This is a genomic window from Microlunatus phosphovorus NM-1 (assembly GCF_000270245.1).
Taxonomy (GTDB): domain Bacteria; phylum Actinomycetota; class Actinomycetes; order Propionibacteriales; family Propionibacteriaceae; genus Microlunatus; species Microlunatus phosphovorus.
This window is the reverse complement of record NC_015635.1, coordinates 2,089,091-2,104,211: the sequence shown is the minus strand read 5'-3', so window position 1 is coordinate 2,104,211 and position 15,121 is coordinate 2,089,091. Positions and strand designations below refer to the sequence as shown.

The 15,121-nt window shown below is 68.3% G+C and carries 14 protein-coding genes; 6 read left to right on the top strand and 8 right to left on the bottom strand.

What is annotated here, in order from left to right; translation table 11 throughout:
* Positions 1 to 67: 67 nt before the first annotated feature.
* From MLP_RS09535 to MLP_RS09525, 3 genes are all read right to left on the bottom strand, one after another.
* A complete protein-coding gene (locus MLP_RS09535; RefSeq protein WP_041789929.1) occupies positions 68 to 2,356 on the bottom strand; it encodes an FdhF/YdeP family oxidoreductase in 2,289 nt (762 codons plus the stop codon).
* A gap of 143 nt (positions 2,357 to 2,499) precedes the next feature.
* Complete coding sequence (locus tag MLP_RS09530; protein ID WP_013862853.1) at positions 2,500 to 3,492, bottom strand: AAA family ATPase; 993 nt, start codon at positions 3,490 to 3,492, stop codon at positions 2,500 to 2,502.
* 4 nt (positions 3,493 to 3,496) lie between these two features.
* On the bottom strand, positions 3,497 to 3,922 hold the full coding sequence (locus tag MLP_RS09525; protein ID WP_013862852.1) for a ribulose bisphosphate carboxylase small subunit: 426 nt from the start codon (positions 3,920 to 3,922) through the stop codon (positions 3,497 to 3,499).
* Between the two features lie 102 nt (positions 3,923 to 4,024).
* Here MLP_RS09525 and MLP_RS09520 point away from each other — a divergent pair, with 102 nt between their 5' ends.
* The gene (locus tag MLP_RS09520) at positions 4,025 to 4,747 is read left to right on the top strand and encodes a substrate-binding domain-containing protein (protein ID WP_013862851.1); all 723 of its coding nucleotides are present in this window, start codon (positions 4,025 to 4,027) and stop codon (positions 4,745 to 4,747) included.
* 68 nt (positions 4,748 to 4,815) lie between these two features.
* Positions 4,816 to 5,805, top strand: a complete 990-nt coding sequence (locus MLP_RS09515) for a class I fructose-bisphosphate aldolase (RefSeq protein WP_013862850.1) — start codon at positions 4,816 to 4,818, stop codon at positions 5,803 to 5,805.
* 2 nt (positions 5,806 to 5,807) lie between these two features.
* Here MLP_RS09515 and MLP_RS09510 read toward each other — a convergent pair whose 3' ends face one another.
* Together MLP_RS09510 and MLP_RS09505 are read right to left on the bottom strand one after the other, a co-directional pair.
* Positions 5,808 to 7,007 carry a GAF domain-containing sensor histidine kinase gene (locus MLP_RS09510; protein WP_013862849.1) on the bottom strand — a complete coding sequence of 400 codons (1,200 nt, stop codon included), beginning with the start codon at positions 7,005 to 7,007 and terminating at the stop codon, positions 5,808 to 5,810.
* A complete protein-coding gene (locus MLP_RS09505; protein ID WP_013862848.1) occupies positions 7,004 to 7,672 on the bottom strand; it encodes a response regulator in 669 nt (222 codons plus the stop codon). Before MLP_RS09505 ends, MLP_RS09510 begins: the two co-directional genes overlap by 4 nt.
* A gap of 149 nt (positions 7,673 to 7,821) precedes the next feature.
* On the opposite strand from MLP_RS09505, the gene rpe reads away from it, so the two are divergent.
* Positions 7,822 to 8,541: a ribulose-phosphate 3-epimerase gene (gene rpe / locus MLP_RS09500; RefSeq protein WP_049804734.1), complete on the top strand. Its 720-nt coding sequence runs from the start codon at positions 7,822 to 7,824 to the stop codon at positions 8,539 to 8,541.
* A 12-nt stretch (positions 8,542 to 8,553) separates the two neighbouring features.
* Positions 8,554 to 9,318 (top strand): HAD-IA family hydrolase, encoded by a 765-nt coding sequence (locus MLP_RS09495; RefSeq protein WP_013862846.1) that lies wholly within the window; start codon positions 8,554 to 8,556, stop codon positions 9,316 to 9,318.
* Here the strand turns inward: MLP_RS09495 and MLP_RS09490 are convergent.
* The 3 genes from MLP_RS09490 to MLP_RS09480 form a co-directional block, all read right to left on the bottom strand.
* Complete coding sequence (locus MLP_RS09490) at positions 9,315 to 10,190, bottom strand: phosphoribulokinase (protein ID WP_013862845.1); 876 nt, start codon at positions 10,188 to 10,190, stop codon at positions 9,315 to 9,317. The genes MLP_RS09495 and MLP_RS09490 overlap by 4 nt on opposite strands.
* Before the next feature lie 10 nt (positions 10,191 to 10,200).
* Positions 10,201 to 11,277 carry a class 1 fructose-bisphosphatase gene (locus MLP_RS09485; RefSeq protein WP_041789926.1) on the bottom strand — a complete coding sequence of 359 codons (1,077 nt, stop codon included), beginning with the start codon at positions 11,275 to 11,277 and terminating at the stop codon, positions 10,201 to 10,203.
* Between the two features lie 202 nt (positions 11,278 to 11,479).
* On the bottom strand, positions 11,480 to 12,028 hold the full coding sequence (locus tag MLP_RS09480; RefSeq protein ID WP_197536531.1) for an RNA polymerase sigma factor: 549 nt from the start codon (positions 12,026 to 12,028) through the stop codon (positions 11,480 to 11,482).
* 208 nt (positions 12,029 to 12,236) lie between these two features.
* Between MLP_RS09480 and MLP_RS09475 the strand changes: the two genes are divergently transcribed.
* Positions 12,237 to 13,970, top strand: coding sequence for a LuxR family transcriptional regulator (locus MLP_RS09475; RefSeq protein ID WP_013862842.1), 1,734 nt, complete (start codon positions 12,237 to 12,239; stop codon positions 13,968 to 13,970).
* A gap of 109 nt (positions 13,971 to 14,079) precedes the next feature.
* Positions 14,080 to 15,120 carry a peptidoglycan-binding domain-containing protein gene (locus MLP_RS09470; RefSeq protein WP_013862841.1) on the top strand — a complete coding sequence of 347 codons (1,041 nt, stop codon included), beginning with the start codon at positions 14,080 to 14,082 and terminating at the stop codon, positions 15,118 to 15,120.
* Position 15,121 lies beyond the last annotated feature (1 nt).

Genomic DNA, 15,121 nt, shown 5'->3' with positions numbered 1-15,121 from the left:
CGACTCCTTTCGTCGGTGCCGGCACTCAGCCGACGATCGTGCGGGTGGGTGTGCCCGACTCGCCGGATCATCGATCCGGCGGAGCGAGAGGTTCCAGCCGAACGATCACGCCCTTGGAGGTCGGCGTATTGCTGATGTCGGCCACGCTGTCGAGCGGCACCAGCACATTCGTCTCGGGATAGTAGGCGGCCGCGGAGCCCGGTGGAGTCGGATAGCCGACCACCCGAAATTCTGGCGCGCGCCGCTCGATCCCGTCGTGCCAGACGCTGACGATGTCGACCAGCTGCCGATCGAGCAGGCCCAGCTGCGCCAGGTCGTCCGGGTTGACCAGCACCACCCGGCGAGCGCCGTGGATGCCGCGGTAGCGATCGTCCATCGCGTACGGGATGGTGTTCCACTGGTCGTGGGAACGCAGGGATTGCAGGACGAGGTGACCCGGTGGCGGCTCGAGCGAGGTGAACTGGTTGCAGGTGAACACCGCCGTGCCGCTGGGGGTCTGGTACAGGTGAGCGTTCACCGGGTTCGGCAGCCGAAATCCGCCAGGGACGGCGATCCGCTCGTTGAAGTCATCGAACCCGCGGACGACCCGGGAGATGCTGTCCCGGATGGCGGCGTAGTCCGCCTCGAACTCCTTCCAGGGAATGGAGAACCGGTCACCGAGAGTGCGAGCTGCAAGACGGCAGATGATCGCCACCTCGCTGAGAAGATGCGGTGAGGCGGGCGTCAGTCGCCCGCGGGAGGCGTGGATCTGGCTCATCGAGTCCTCGACCGTCACGAACTGCAGGCCGGTGGCCTGGATGTCCTTGTCGCTGCGCCCGAGGGTCGGCAGGATCAGCGCGGTCTCACCGCACACGGTGTGCGAGCGGTTCAGCTTGGTGGAGATCTGAACGGTGAGCCGGCATCGCCGCAGTGCCGCCTCGGTCACCGCGCTGTCCGGAGTCGCCCGGACGAAGTTGCCCGCGACGCCCACGAACACGCTCGCCTGGCCGTCCCGCATCGCCCGGATCGCGTTCACCGAGTCCAGGCCATGGGTGGTCGGCGGAGTGAAGTCGAACTCCCGGCCCAACGCGTCCAGGAACTCCTGCGGCATCTGCTCCCAGATGCCCATCGTCCGGTCGCCCTGCACGTTGCTGTGCCCGCGCACCGAGCAGACCCCCGCACCTGGTCGACCGAGATTGCCTCGCAGCAGAAGGAAGTTGACCAGCTCCCGGATGGTCGGGACGCCATGCTTGTGCTGGGTCAGACCCATCGCCCAGCAGACGATGATCCGCCGGCTGGCGAGCACCCGCTCGAGCACTCGATCAATCAGCGCTCGATCCAGGCCGGTGGCGGCCAGCGCCTCGGCGCCGTCGATCGTCCGGGCGTGCGTGGCGAACGCCTCGAACCCCGAGGTGTGGGCGGCGATGAACTCGTGGTCGAGCACGGTGCCGGGTGCCCGGTCCTCGGCCTCCAGCAGCAGCTGGTTGAGCAGTTGGAACAGCGCCAGGTCGCCGCCCGGGCGGATCTGCAGGAACTCGTCGGCGATCGCGGTGCCGCGGCCGATCACGCCGCTGGGCTGCTGCGGGTTCTTGAATCGGATCAACCCGGCCTCGGGCAGCGGGTTCACCGCGATCACCCGGCCGCCGTTGCGCTTGGTCCGTTCCAGTGCCGACAGCATCCGCGGGTGGTTGGTGCCCGGGTTCTGCCCGATGACGAAGATCAGATCGGCTTGGTAGATGTCCTCGAGGGACACGCTGCCCTTGCCCACCCCGATGGTCTCCTGCAGCGCCGACCCGCTCGACTCGTGACACATGTTCGAGCAGTCGGGCAGGTTGTTGGTCCCCAGTGCGCGAGCGAACAACTGCAGCAGGAAGGCGGCCTCGTTGTTCAGCCGGCCGGAGGTGTAGAACATCGCCCGATCGGGGGTGTCGAGCACAGACAGCTCGTCGGCGATCAGATCGAGTGCCACGTCCCAGTCGATCGGCTCGTAGTGGGTGGCGCCGGGCCTCTTGATCATCGGTTCGGTCAGTCGACCCTGCTGGTTCAGCCAGTAGTCCGACCGGGTGTCAAGCTCAGCGACCGAGTGCTCGGCGAAGAACTCCCGGGTGACTCGGCGCGACGTCGCCTCGTCGTTGATGTGCTTGGCGCCGTTCTCGCAATACTCGGTCGCGTGTCTGTGGTCGGGCTCCGGCCAAGCACATCCCGGGCAGTCGAATCCCTTGGTCTGGTTGATGTTCAGCAAGGTGAGCAGCGTCCGACGAGGCGACGTCTGGGACAGTGAGTACCCCATCGCGTGGGCCACCGCCGGAACGCCGGCGGCCCACGTCTTCGGTGGCGTGACCTTCAGCTCGTCGACGGGGTCCTCGATGGTGTCCATGCCACTCCTGTCGATGCTCTCGGGGTGTCGGCGCATGCCCGGTGGTGACCAGCTTCGAGGATCGACGCCGATAACTCCAAGTGATCATTTCTATGGAGTGATAACCAACGGTGCTTATCGTCGGCCGATCGGCTGTCCCGAGATCACCCGTCCGCGGCGGGAGCAAACAGGCTGCTGCCACGCACGTCCTCGGCAGTGATCACGATCAGGTCCTGTTTGCCGAGCGGACGGTCCAGGCCGACCAGGCGCCGGGCCTGCCGCAGCCGGCAGCGCTCGATCGCGTTGCGGACACTGCGGGCGTTGGAGAAGTTGGGCCGTTGCATCCGCCGGGTGAGGTAGTCGGCGAAGGCCTCGCGGGCCTCCTCGTCGAACCGGAAGTTCTCCTCGGCCACCATCAGCTCCGCGATCTGCATCAGCTCGGCGTGGTCGTAGTCCTCGAACTCGATGTGGTGCGGCACCCGCGAGCTGAGACCCGGGTTGGCCGAGAAGAACGTCGCCATCCGATCGGGATAGCCGGCGAAGATCACCACCAGGTTGCCCCGCTCGTTCTCCATCTCGGTCAGCAGGATCTCGATCACCTCCTGGCCGTAGTCGCGCTCGTTCTCCGGCCGGAACAGGTAGTAGGCCTCGTCGATGAACAGCACGCCCCCGGCTGCCCGGGCGATCGCCTCCTTCGTCTTCGGGGCGGTGTGGCCGATGAACTGGCCGACGAGATCGTCACGGGTCACCACGTGCACCCGCGGCGCTCGGATGTAGCCGAGCGCGTGCAGGATGGCCGCCATCCGCATCGCGACGGTGGTCTTGCCGGTGCCCGGTCCGCCGGTGAAGCTCATGTGCAGCGTCGGCTTCGACGAGGTCAGCCCGAACTGGCTGCGGGCCCGATCGACCTGCAGCAGAGAGGCGATCTCGCGCACCCGCCGCTTGACCGAGGCCAGGCCGACCAGTTCGGCGTCGAGGGCGGCCAGGGTCTCCTCGACCCTGGTCGCGGCCTCGTCCGCCGAGAGATCGAGCTCGGCATCGTCGGCGAGGGTCACCGGGGTCTCCGGTTCCTCGACGGGCTCCTCCGCACGCTGCGGGGCCAACCGGTGCGGCCGGGCGGCGGCTTGGCGTGGGAACCCGAATCCCTGGGATGCCATGACCTCACCCGACCGGATACCGGGTTCCGGCGGGCCCGTCCGTGGCGTAGGACCGCACCGAGTAGCGCTGCGTCCGGTCCGGCCCCTCCTGCCGCTCGAGCAGGAAGCCGGGCTCGCTGGTCGGCCGTTGGACCAGGAAGGACATGGCCGTCGTTTGCTTACCCAGCGAGGCGTCGTACGCCAGCATCCGGACATAGTGCTCGGGGAACGCCGTCCGGCACTCGTTGATCTGATCGAGGACGCCGTCAGGCTCGGCCAGGTCGAACAGCGGCAGTCCCCACATCTCCCAGTAGATGTTGCGTGGATGCGGATCGTCGGTGTACTCGATCGAGACCGGCCAGCCGTGGTCGAGGGCGTACTTCACCTGAGCGGCGATCTCGTCGTCGGTGAGATCGGGCAGGTACGAGAACGCGCCGTAGCGGAATGTCATGGCAGTGCTCCTTGTCAGTGACGTCTGGTCAATGCGTCTGGTCAGACCGACGCAGTGACGGTCGGGACGAAGTCGGGGGCATCGGTGCTGGTGTAGTCGAAGGTGACCTCACCCCAAGTCGCCAGCGCGGCCTTCGCCGGCTACGCCCGCAAGCTGGTGGGCCTGCTGGCGGAGGCCGCCGGAGCGGTGCACGACGCGGACCGTGGACGGGTGCGGATCGGCGCCGTGTCCACCGCGAGCGAGTATGTCCTGCCCCGGCTGATCGCCTCCTTCGCGCGGCTGCATCCCCAGGTCGAGCTCTCCTTGTCCGTGCTTCCCCGCGCCGAGCTGTTCGCACTCGCGGTCGATCACCAGCTCGACGTGGTGCTCGCCGGACGGCCACCTCGGGGGTCGGGGTTGCTCACCCGTGCGCGGCGTGCCAACCGGCTGGTGGTGGTCGGCCGGCCCGGAGCGGTTGGCGACCCGCTGACCTCGACCTGGCTGCTCACCGCCATCGGCTCGGGGACGCGGGACACGACGCTGGCGCTGCTCACTCGGCTCCAAGCCGCCCCGCCGCTGCTCACCCTCGGCACCTCGGGCGCCGCGGTCGCAGCCGCGGGCCAGGGGCTGGGGGTGACGCTGGTTCACGAGGAGGCCGCGCGTGCTCAGCTGGAGTCCGGCGACCTCATGGCGTACCCGGTGTCGGGCACTCCGCTGGACCGACCATGGCACCTGTGCACCACGCCCGAGCCGACGGCCGCGACCCGGCTGCTCCTTCGCCATGTCTGCGACCCCGACCTGGTGGGGGCAGCTGCGTTTCACACACGACTTCGCCCGCAGGGGTGAGGCCGGAACGCCACCGATCGGCCAGGCTCGGGCATGACCGCTCCCGCACTCCCGAGAGGCTCCGCCCCATGACCGCACTCCTGACGAACACCGCTGCCCTCTTTGAGACCGCGCGAGAGCTGACCCACGGCGGTCGCGGCATCCTCGCCGCCGACGAGTCGATCAAGACGATGTCCGCCCGTCTCGAAGCGGACGGCATCCCGGCGAGCGAGACCGCCCGCCGCGACTACCGCGAGCTGCTGCTCACCGCGCCCGGACTGTCGGAGTCGGTGAGCGGCATCATCCTGGCCGACGAGACGTTCGGGCAGCGGCTGAGCGACGGACGCGCGTTCCCGGCTTCCTGCCGCGAGTTGGGCATCCTTCCGGGGATCAAGGTGGACACCGGCACCACGCCGTTGCCGGGTCGAGACGGGGCGTTGATCACCGAGGGCCTGGACGGCTTGGGTGCCCGACTCGCCTCGTACGCCGAGCGTGGGGCGGCCTTCGCCAAGTGGCGCGCCGTCTTCGATGTGCACACGGCCGATCCGTACGTCGCCCGCGCCAACGGGCACGCGCTGGCCCGCTATGCGGCCCGGTGCCAGGAGCACGGCATCGTGCCGATCGTCGAGCCGGAGGTGCTCTGCACGGGCGATCACGAGCTCGCCGCGTCGGCCGCGACGACCCAATTGGCGCTGACCGCGGTGTTCGACGAGCTCGAGGCCGCCGAGGTGGACTTGGCGGGGATCGTGCTCAAGCCGAACTTCGTCACTCCGGGGCTGGATGCGCCCAAGCTGTCGCCGGCGGAGGTCGCCACGGCGACGTACGAGGTGCTGCGCGAGACGGTGCCGGCGAGCGTGCCGGGGATCGCCTTCCTGTCCGGTGGTCATCCGACCGACGACGTGTGTGCGTTCCTGACCGCGCTGGCCGCGTTGCCCAACCGGCCCTGGGGGGTCACCTTCTCCTTCGGGCGTGCCCTGGTCAGTGCGGCCCTGCGAACGTGGGCCGGCAATCCGGAGAACGTCGCCGCGGCCCAGAGCCGACTGCTGGCCAACTGCCGCCAGGCCGCCGCCGCAACCTGATATCACCTCAGCGGGAGCTCGACCAGCACTGTGGTGCCTCGTCCCGGAGCGGACTCGATCCGTAGTGAGGCCTCCATCATGGCGCACCGCTCGGCGACCGAGCTCAGCCCGAAGTGCTGGGCACCGTCGTTGTCCTGGGCGCGGGCGGTGAGCCGCTCCTCCGGATCGAAGCCCGTACCGTCGTCGGCGCAGCCGAGCACCATGGAGTCGCCGACTCGGCGCAACGAGATCACGATCCGCTTCGCCGCGGAGTGCTTGACCGCGTTGCTCAATACCTCCTGGGCGATCCGATACAGCGCGGCAGCGGCGTGATCGGGGACCTCGTCGACGTCGGCCTCCGGATCGACGAAGAAGTCGATCCTCGGGCCGCCGGGGCGTCCGGCGCTCTGCACCAACGATTCGATCGCGGCGACCAGACCCAGGTCGTCCAGGACCAGGCTGTGCAGCCCGGAGATGGCCGCGCGGGTCTGGTTGTAGGCAAGGTCGACGAGTCCTCGGGTCGTGGCCAGCTCCTGGCGAACGCTGTCGAACGCGTCCCGGCGACCGGCTCCCTCTGGTTCTCCCGCCTCGAGACGGGAGACGGTCAGATCAGCCGACGACAGATGGAACGACATGGACGCGAGCGCCGTCGTGACCCCGTCGTGCAGATCGAAGGCGATCCGCCGGCGCTCCGCCTCCTGTGCTGAGATGGCCTGCTCGATCAGGCGGTCTCGCTCGGTGCGGTGCCGGCTGACGGCGCGCCACAGCCGGTTCGCGTGCAGCTGCAGACCGAGCAGCGCGGCCAGTGACTCCGCATCATCGAGATCAGCCTGGTCGAACGGGCGGTCAGGACTCCGGTGGACCGCCAGCACCCCGACCATCTCCCCCTCCAGACCGGGCAGCGGTACGCACATCCGCGCGACGGTCTGTCGTGGTTCGAGCCTCAGCAGCCGGCGGTGCAGCGCGTTGCGCGGTGAATCCGCGTTGATCAGCACTGGCTTGCGAGTACGCGCCACCAATCCGGTCACCCCGAAGCCGACCTGCAGTTTCAGGGTGCCCGCCGAAGCGTGCGGCGGCCAGATGTCGACGATGCTCAGTTCCTGGCCATCGATGAGATACAGCAGGACACCGTCGGCCTCGAAACGGCTGGCCAGCTGCTCCGCGTCCGGGACAGCGCTGGGCATCGATCCGTCAGGAGTCGGCTCCTCGGAGGTCTCCGTCATCGGAACAATCCTTCGCGTAGAGCGACCGCGATCGCCCCGCTGCGGTCGGAGACCCCGAGCTTGCGGTAGAGCCCGCGGATGTGGGTCTTGACGGTGTCCTCGCTGGCCACCAGCTTGCTCGCCACACCCTTGTTCGAGTGTCCGGCCACGAGGAGCTCGAGGACCTCCGACTCGCGTTGAGTAAGGCCGAGATGGGCACCGGACCAGAACTCGCCGGCGCTGAGCCGGGCCGCCGAGAGCGCCACCCGGCCAGCCAGCGCATGATCGACGACCGTCTCTCCCTCACGTACCAGGCGCAGGTGATTGACCAACTCCTGTCCGTCGATGCGTTTGAGGATGTATCCGGAGGCGCCGACCCGCAAAGCCTGGAACAGGTAGTGCTCGTCGTCGTAGACAGTGAGCAGCACGACCTTGGTCGCGGGGTGCTGGGAGGTGATCTGACGGCACAGGTCGAGACCGCTCTCCTTGCCGATCCGTACATCGCAGAGCACCGCATCGGGGGCGAGCTCGGCCACCAGCGCGAGCGCCGCGCCCGCGGTGGTCGCCCGACCGACGATCTGGACCTCGTCGGGGAAGTGCCCGAGCATCGCGGTCAGGCCTTGCAGCACCATCTCGTGATCATCGACCAGCACCAGACGCAAAGGACTCGGGGCCGGATCCGCCATAACCGTCAGCGTATCTGTGCACCGCGGGGACGGGAGGCTCCGACCAAACTTCACCCTCGACTCCACCCACCTGGGTGAGTGCTCGATCGACTCCACGCGATCGGATGGCAGATGTCGGATCGCTCCTGCACTCCCGAGAGGCTCCGCTCATGATCGTGCTGGACAGTCGCAGTCAACCCGCCGGGCCAGTCCGCGTCCGGCAGCCACTGATCGTTCCGTCCGTGCTGCCGGCTGACTTCGCCCGCATCGGCAAGGAGGTGCGGGAGCTGTGCGAGGCCGGGGTGGACCGTATCCAGTGGGACGTCATGGACGGGGTGTTCGTCCCGAACCTGACCTTCGGCCCCGATGTCATCGCCGCGGCCCGGCCACACAGCTCCGTCGGGTTCGAGGCCCATCTGATGGTGGTCAATCCGGACGAGTTGCTCCCCCGCTATGCAGACGCCGGCTGCGATCTGATCATCGTGCACGCTGAGGCGTGCACTCATCTGCACCGGACCCTGCATCGGATCCGCGAACTGGGCGCCCGCAGCGGCGTCGCGGTGAATCCGCACACCGGTCCCGAAGTCGTGCAGCACGTCCTCGAGGAGACCGATCTGATCCTCGCCATGACGGTCAACCCAGGCTTCGGGGGCCAGGCCTACATCGCGGCCGTCGAGCCGAAGATCGCCCGGCTGCGCCGGATGATCGAGGAGGCCGGGCTCGACATCGAGCTCGAGGTCGACGGCGGGATCACCGAGCACACCATCCATGGAGCCGCAGCTGCCGGCGCGGACGTGTTCATCTCCGGCTCGTGGATGTACGCCTACCCCGAGGGCAAGGCGGCCGCCGTCGCGAGGCTCCGGGCAGCGGCCGCCGAGAGCATCCGCTGAGATGGGCGTTCGGTGAACCGGCTGCGGGCGGTCGTCTTCGATGTCGACGGCACCCTGGTCGACAGTGAGCGAGACGGACACCGGGTGGCGTTCAACGCCGCCTTCGAGGAGTTCGGCCTGCCGGACCACTGGGACGTGGAGACGTACGGTCGGCTGATTCGCATCGCCGGCGGAGCGCAGCGGCTGACGGCCTGGTTCGAGGCCAACGGTCGTACTCACGAGGAGTCCGTCGCGCTGGCCCGCCGTGTGCACCGGCGCAAGACCGAGATCATGCGCGAGCTGGTCCAGACCCCGATTTCTGTCGAGCTACCCGCACCTGGTGAGGCTTGCTCGACAGAACTCCGCAGCGAGCACGGACAGATCGGCCCGCGACCGGGCGTGATCGCCCTGCTGGACCGCCTGACCGCGGCCGGCGTGCCGATGCACGTCGCGACCACGGGCACTCGGGCGTGGGTCGCTCCGCTGCTGGATCGGGTCTTCGGCGATCGGTTCGACATCGTGATCACCGGATCCGAGGTCACCGATCTCAAGCCGGACCCGACGGTCTACCGCGAGGTGATCCGACGGATCGGCGACAGCGACGGCGTGGTGGTGGTCGAAGACTCCGGCAACGGCGTACGTGCCGCGGTGGGCGCCGGACTGCCGGTGCTGGTCACCGCCAACCCCTACACCCGCGACGACGATTTCACCGGCGCCACCCTGGTCACCGACGGGTTCGACGATCCTCGATTGGTCGAGTGGTTCGACCACCGGCTGGGCAACCGCCTCGGCCGCTAGCGCGCCTTGTTGCGTCGCTCCAGCAGCCGCCACAGCATCGGCGTGAAGATCAACTGCATGGCCAGGTCCATCTTCCCGCCGGGACACACGATGGTGTTCGGCCGCGACATGAACGAGTCGTGCAGCATCGACAGCAGGTAAGGGAAATCGATCCCCCGTGGGTTGGCGAACCTGATCACCAGCATCGACTCGTCGGCGCTCGGGATCGTCCGGGCGATGAACGGGTTCGACGTGTCCACGACCGGCACTCGCTGGAAGTTGACATGCGTCCGCGAGAACTGCGGGCACATGTAGTTCACGTAGTCGTGCATCCGCCGCAGGATCGTCTCGGTGACCGCCTCGGTGGAGTAACCGCGCTGCGCCTTGTCCCGATGGAGCTTCTGGATCCATTCGAGGTTGATCACGGGCACGACGCCGATCAACAGATCGGCGTACTTGGCCACGTCGACGCTCTCGGTCGCCACCGCGCCGTGCAGTCCCTCGTAGAACAACAGATCCGTGTCTTCGGGCAGGTCCTGCCACGGTGTGAAGGTGCCCGGCTCCTGCCTGTACGGGGCTGCTTCCCGATTGTCGTGCAGATACCTGCGGACGCGACCGCCGCCGGTCTCGCCGTACTCACGGAACAGGTCCTCGAGCTCGACGAACAGGTTGGCCTCCGGCCCGAAGTGGCTGAACGAGTGGTCGCTCTCGGCGATCGCCCGAGCCATCTCGCCCTTCATCGCCATCCGGTCGAATTTGTGGAAGCTGTCTCCTTCGACGAAGGCTGCGTTCACCTTCTCGCGACGGAAGATCTGCTCGAACGTACGCATGACCGAGGTGGTGCCGGCGCCGGAGGAACCGGTGATGGCCACGACAGGGTGCTTGGCAGACATGGGATCCTCCTCAGCTCGGGATGCGGTAGAGGCCGCGCAGGCCGTACAACGGGTGATCCAGCAGGGCCGGGTCCTCCTCCGGCTCGTTGTGGTAGCGCTCGATGCGCTCCACTTCCTCGTAGGAGCCGAAGATGAAGCCGATCCGCTCATGCAGGTGCGTCGGCACGACATCGAGGACGCGGTCGCGCCCGGTGATCGCCGCTCCGCCGGCCTGCTCGATGATCATGGCGACCGGGTTGGCCTCGTAGAGCAGCCGCAAACGTCCCGGCTTGGCAGGGTCCTTCAGATCGCGGGGATAGAGGAACACCCCACCGCGAGTGAGAAGGCGGTGCGTGTCGGCGACCAGCGATGCCACCCAGCGCATGTTGAAGTCCTTCTCGCGCGGACCTGATGCACCGTCCAGACACTCGTCGACATAGCGCAGCACGGCCGGCTCCCAGAACCTCCGGTTGGAGCTGTTCACGGCATACTCGGTGGTGGTCGGCGGAATGGTGATGTTCTCGCGGGTCAGGAAGAACTCACCGAGCTCGGAGTCCAGCGTGAACGCATGCACGCCGGTGCCGACGGTGACGACGAGGACCGTCGCCGGGCCGTAGATGGCATACCCAGCCGCCACCTGCTCGGTGCCGGGCTGCAGGAAGTCCTCGAGTTGCGCAGCTGCCCCGGGTTCGGGGGCGCGCAGGATCGAGAAGATGCTTCCCACCGACAGGTTGACGTCGATGTTCGACGAGCCGTCGAGCGGATCGAACGCCAACAGATATTTGCCCAGCGGGTAGCCGTGCGGAATCGGGTACGGCTCGTCGAGCTCCTCCGAGACCATGCCGGCCAGATGGCCTCCCCACTCGGTCGCGGCCAGGAAGATGTCGTTGGCCACGACGTCGAGCTTCTGCTGCTGTTCACCCTGGACGTTCACCGCACCGGCCTTGCCGATCAGGCCGGTGAGCGCTCCGGACGCGATCCGCTTGGAGATCGCCTTGCAGGCCAGCGCCACATCGTGGATGAGAGCGTTCAACTCACCGCTCGAGGTCGGGTGTCGGCGCCGCTCCTCGATCAGGAACTGGGTGAGCGTCGTACGCTCGGTGAGCATCGGGTTCTCCTTGCCGGCCAATGAATCGAGCCCCTGCGGCCCTTCATCGAGGAGACCATCCGGGCCGTCCCTCCGGCATCCACCCGACGGGTGAGACCGGGGGTGGGATCACCGATTCCGTGCTGCAGAGGCTCCGGGGGTCCTCGGAGCCACGACGGCCGACACCGCCCATTCCCCGCCCTCTATCTGACCAGGGAGTGCTTCAGGCAGCCACAGCGCTCTTCGCGACCGGCCCACGATCGCAGAGCAGCTGCCTGACAGCTGCGGTCTTGCGCAGCTGGGTCAGATAGCGGGCGCGAGTGGGCCCGATGCTGCCGACCGGCATCTGGAGCGTCGCGCTGATCTGCGCGTACGACAGAGGCGGGTCGGCGACCAGCAGAGTGAGCAGATCGCGCTGGTTGCCGGGAAGCTCTGCGAGACCGTCGCGGAGCGCCCGGGCCGTCTCCAGCCGGATCAGAGCGTCGTCGAGATCGGGCGTGTCATTCGCACCCAGCAAGTGATGACGCCGGTTGTCCCGTTCAGCCAGAATGACCGGGTCGGTCGTGGTGACGCGACCGGCATCGGCCAGCACTCCCAGGCACTCACGGGCCGTGGTGACCGAGATCCAACCTGGTAGGGCCAGGGCGCACCGGAGCCGTGGCAGGTGCACCACCAGCTTCGTCCACACCGCCTGGCTCACGTCGGCCGCATCGGTCGCGTTCAGCCGATGCCGGTGGGCGACGGCGTTGATCAGGGACTGGAACCGGTCCACCAGCTCCGCCCACGCCTGCTGATCGCCATCGACTGCGGGTCTGGTCGCGCTGGGTCCCGACGGTCCGCGCTTCCGGCACCCGCTGATCCGGGCTGCCGTCTTCCAGATCTCGCTGCCCCAGCACCGTCGGCAGGCCCACCTGAGGGCCGCCGCGGCACTGCAGGACTCGGGCCTGCCCAACGCGCTCGAGCATCAGGCCTGGCACCTGGTGGCCGCCGGCGGGATGGCGGAGGAGGCCCTGGCCGCTCAGCTGGAGGCCGCCGCTTGGGCGGAGTTCACGGCCGACAGCTTCGCCGTTGCCGGGAACCTCTTTCTGCGTAGCGCCGAGCTCACCCCAGCCGGAGGGCCGGCAGCCCGGCGGCTCGTCAATGCAGCCAAGAGCATCAGGCTGAGCGGCGGTGTCGGGGAGTCCTACGAGCTGCTCTGTCGAGTGCTCACCCTGACCGACGATCCCGAGCTCACCCGGGCTGTCCGCCATTCGATGTATCGCATCAGCATGTGGCGAGCACCCACCGTCGCCGGCCGTGATGCGCTGCTCCGGCTGGCCGAGGAGGCTGCCTCGGTCGACCCCGGCCAGGCAATAGCGATGCTCGCCGATGCGGCGCTCGCCAGCGTGGAGATCGGCGATCTGGCGAGGGCGCGGCAGGTCTCCGAGCGGGCCATCCAGCTGACCTCCGCCGACCGGCGGCAACCACCATTGGGTGTGGTCGGCATCCGAGCCATGGTGCTGGGCCTGTGTGGAGAGGCGGTGAATGTCCGCGCGCTGCTCGATCCGCGGACAGCGGAGATTGCGGCCATCGATCCGCTCGGCTCCGAGATGGCCGACCAGCTCAGCCTGGTCATCAGCCTGGCTCGGCTGTGCAGTGAGGACACCGATCGAGCCGCCGAACTGCTGGAGCGGGCGGTAGCCGGAGCGCGGGAACGCAGTGCCAGGCGAGCCGGCCGAGTCGGAACGGCAACGGCCCGATGGGTGTACCTCTGGCGCGGCCGCTGGAGCGCCGCCCGGGCTTCGGCGCATGAGGCCCTGCAGTTGGTCGAGAGCACCGGATGGGCCAACGAGCGACCCAGCAGCCTGGCCACGCTTGCCCGGATCGAGGCGGTGATGGGGTTGGCCGAGGAGTGCCGACAGCACGTCGCCGAGTCGGTCGAAGGAGCGGAACGCATGGGCGGGCGGCCTTACATCGCGTACGCCCATGCCGCGCTCGGCCTGCTGGAACTGACCCAGGGCCGCTACCTCAGCGCGATCGAGAACCTCTTGGTGCTGGACGACCTCGCCCAGGACAGCGGACTGCACGACACACCGGTGCTGTGGTGGTCCAGTGACCTGATCGAGGCGTACAGCCACTACGGCCTGCCGGACGAGGCTCATCGCGTACTGGTCCGGCTCGAACGTTCGGTGGCGGACCACCCGATCCCGACCGCCGCCGCCGTGGCGGCGCGTTCCCGTGCGCTCCTCGAGCCGGAGAACGCGCTCGAGCACCTCAGCCAAGCGCTCGACTGGCATGCCCGGGCACCGATGCCGTTCGAGGAGGCGCGGACTCGGTTGTTCCTCGGTTCCGTCCTGCGCCGACGCCGCCAGCGAGCGGAGTCCCGACCCCATCTGCAGGCATCGCTGGCCACCTTCGAACGCCTCGGCGCCCCCGACTGGGCAGCGCGAGCGCGTGCCGAGCTCCAGGCGTCGGGCGTCCGACAACGCGCGAGCGAGCAACCCGTCGCCGGCTTCAGCGCGCTGACCAATCAGGAGCTCCAGGTCGCGCTCACCGTCGCGCGAGGGCTGTCCAACCGCCAAGTGGCAGATCAGATGTTCCTGAGCATCAAGACTGTCGAGTTCCATCTGAGCCATGTCTACGACAAGCTCGGCATCCACCGCCGCTCCCAGCTGATCATGCTCGCCGCGGCACAGGGTCAGCCGGACGTTGCTCGGGGCGATGCCGCCCGATAGAGAGGCCCGATAGAGAGGCTGTATCAGCCGTCGAGCGCGACCGTCCGTCTGGCATGAGCGCATCGACTGCTGCCTGTCTCCCACCGCCTGCGGACTGCCGCGTGACCGGATGAGCGCCGTGATGGGGCGCGGTGGCATGCCGCGGCAGGCATCACTCGCCGAGCGCGATGTGGCCGATCTGTGCAGCTATCTGCGGATCGAGCGCCGCCAGTTCGAACGCGACCAGGACCGCTACTTCGCCGCATTGTCGGCGCTGCTGCGCTTCCACGAGATCACCGTGCCCGCCGAGACCGTGGATGCTGCCACCTTCCGCGCCGCCGTCCGGGAGTTCCAGCGATCAGTCGGACTGGAGCCCGACGGCATCCCGGGGGAGAAGACATTGTGGGAGCTCAACTACAGCTGGGCGATGGCGAATCGGCTCGGACTGGTCAGCGTCGAGCTCGACGGTGCCGACGGCGCCCAGGGGCCGCGCGCTGAGCCCGGCCACGGCCGCGTCGCGGTCCAGGTTCGCGCCGACATGGCACGGGCGTTGGGCGCCTGGCAGTCGGAGCTGCTGGCCGCGGGCGTGCCGTTGGTGTCCGATGCGCATGGTCGACGCAGGGCGACCGACGAGGATGCGTTCGAGCAGCCCGGCGCGGCGGTCCACCTCGCTGGGCTGGCTGTGGACCTGGATCCGATCACCGGCATGACGGAGCAGGGACCGATCGATCCTGAGGATCAGCCGTACACGATCACCAAGGAGGGCACCGGTTGGCGGGTGTGGGCACGGTCGTGGGCCGGGACCGATGTCCAACTGTCGGCGATCAGCTGGGCCAGCGGTGCCAGCTGCGTACGGCAGGTCGAGGGCCGGTTCCTGGATCTGACGACGATCGCAGCCCGGCACGGGATGAGCCCGGTGGCCCCCGGTCCGGGCTTTCCCACCCGCTACCAGGACGCTGCGTGGTGGCATTTCCAGTACCACGCCGGGCTGGTCCCATGGCTCAGTCAGCTCGGCTGCGAGGTGCTGCGCCTGAAGACGAACTCGGAAACGGCTTTGCGGACCAACCGCCTCCTCTGGGCCGAGCGGCATCGCATCTTCTGCTGCAGTCGTCATGGCTGGGGCACCTCGTTGCTGAGCACAGCTCGAGCCGAGTTGGAGCCTCAGGCCTAGC

What these genes read in the sequence shown, in the direction of transcription:
- MLP_RS09525 (WP_013862852.1), bottom strand. Translation starts at nt 3,922, where the DNA reads ATGACATTCCGCTACGGCGCGTTCTCGTACCTGCCCGATCTCACCGAC.
- MLP_RS09505 (WP_013862848.1), bottom strand. Translation starts at nt 7,672, where the DNA reads ATGGCGGATCCGGCCCCGAGTCCTTTGCGTCTGGTGCTGGTCGATGAT.
- MLP_RS09490 (WP_013862845.1), bottom strand. Translation starts at nt 10,190, where the DNA reads ATGTCTGCCAAGCACCCTGTCGTGGCCATCACCGGTTCCTCCGGCGCC.
- rpe (WP_049804734.1), top strand. Translation starts at nt 7,822, where the DNA reads ATGATCGTGCTGGACAGTCGCAGTCAACCCGCCGGGCCAGTCCGCGTC.
- MLP_RS09515 (WP_013862850.1), top strand. Translation starts at nt 4,816, where the DNA reads ATGACCGCACTCCTGACGAACACCGCTGCCCTCTTTGAGACCGCGCGA.
- MLP_RS09530 (WP_013862853.1), bottom strand. Translation starts at nt 3,492, where the DNA reads ATGGCATCCCAGGGATTCGGGTTCCCACGCCAAGCCGCCGCCCGGCCG.
- MLP_RS09510 (WP_013862849.1), bottom strand. Translation starts at nt 7,007, where the DNA reads ATGACGGAGACCTCCGAGGAGCCGACTCCTGACGGATCGATGCCCAGC.
- MLP_RS09470 (WP_013862841.1), top strand. Translation starts at nt 14,080, where the DNA reads ATGAGCGCCGTGATGGGGCGCGGTGGCATGCCGCGGCAGGCATCACTC.
- MLP_RS09485 (WP_041789926.1), bottom strand. Translation starts at nt 11,277, where the DNA reads ATGCTCACCGAGCGTACGACGCTCACCCAGTTCCTGATCGAGGAGCGG.
- MLP_RS09535 (WP_041789929.1), bottom strand. Translation starts at nt 2,356, where the DNA reads ATGGACACCATCGAGGACCCCGTCGACGAGCTGAAGGTCACGCCACCG.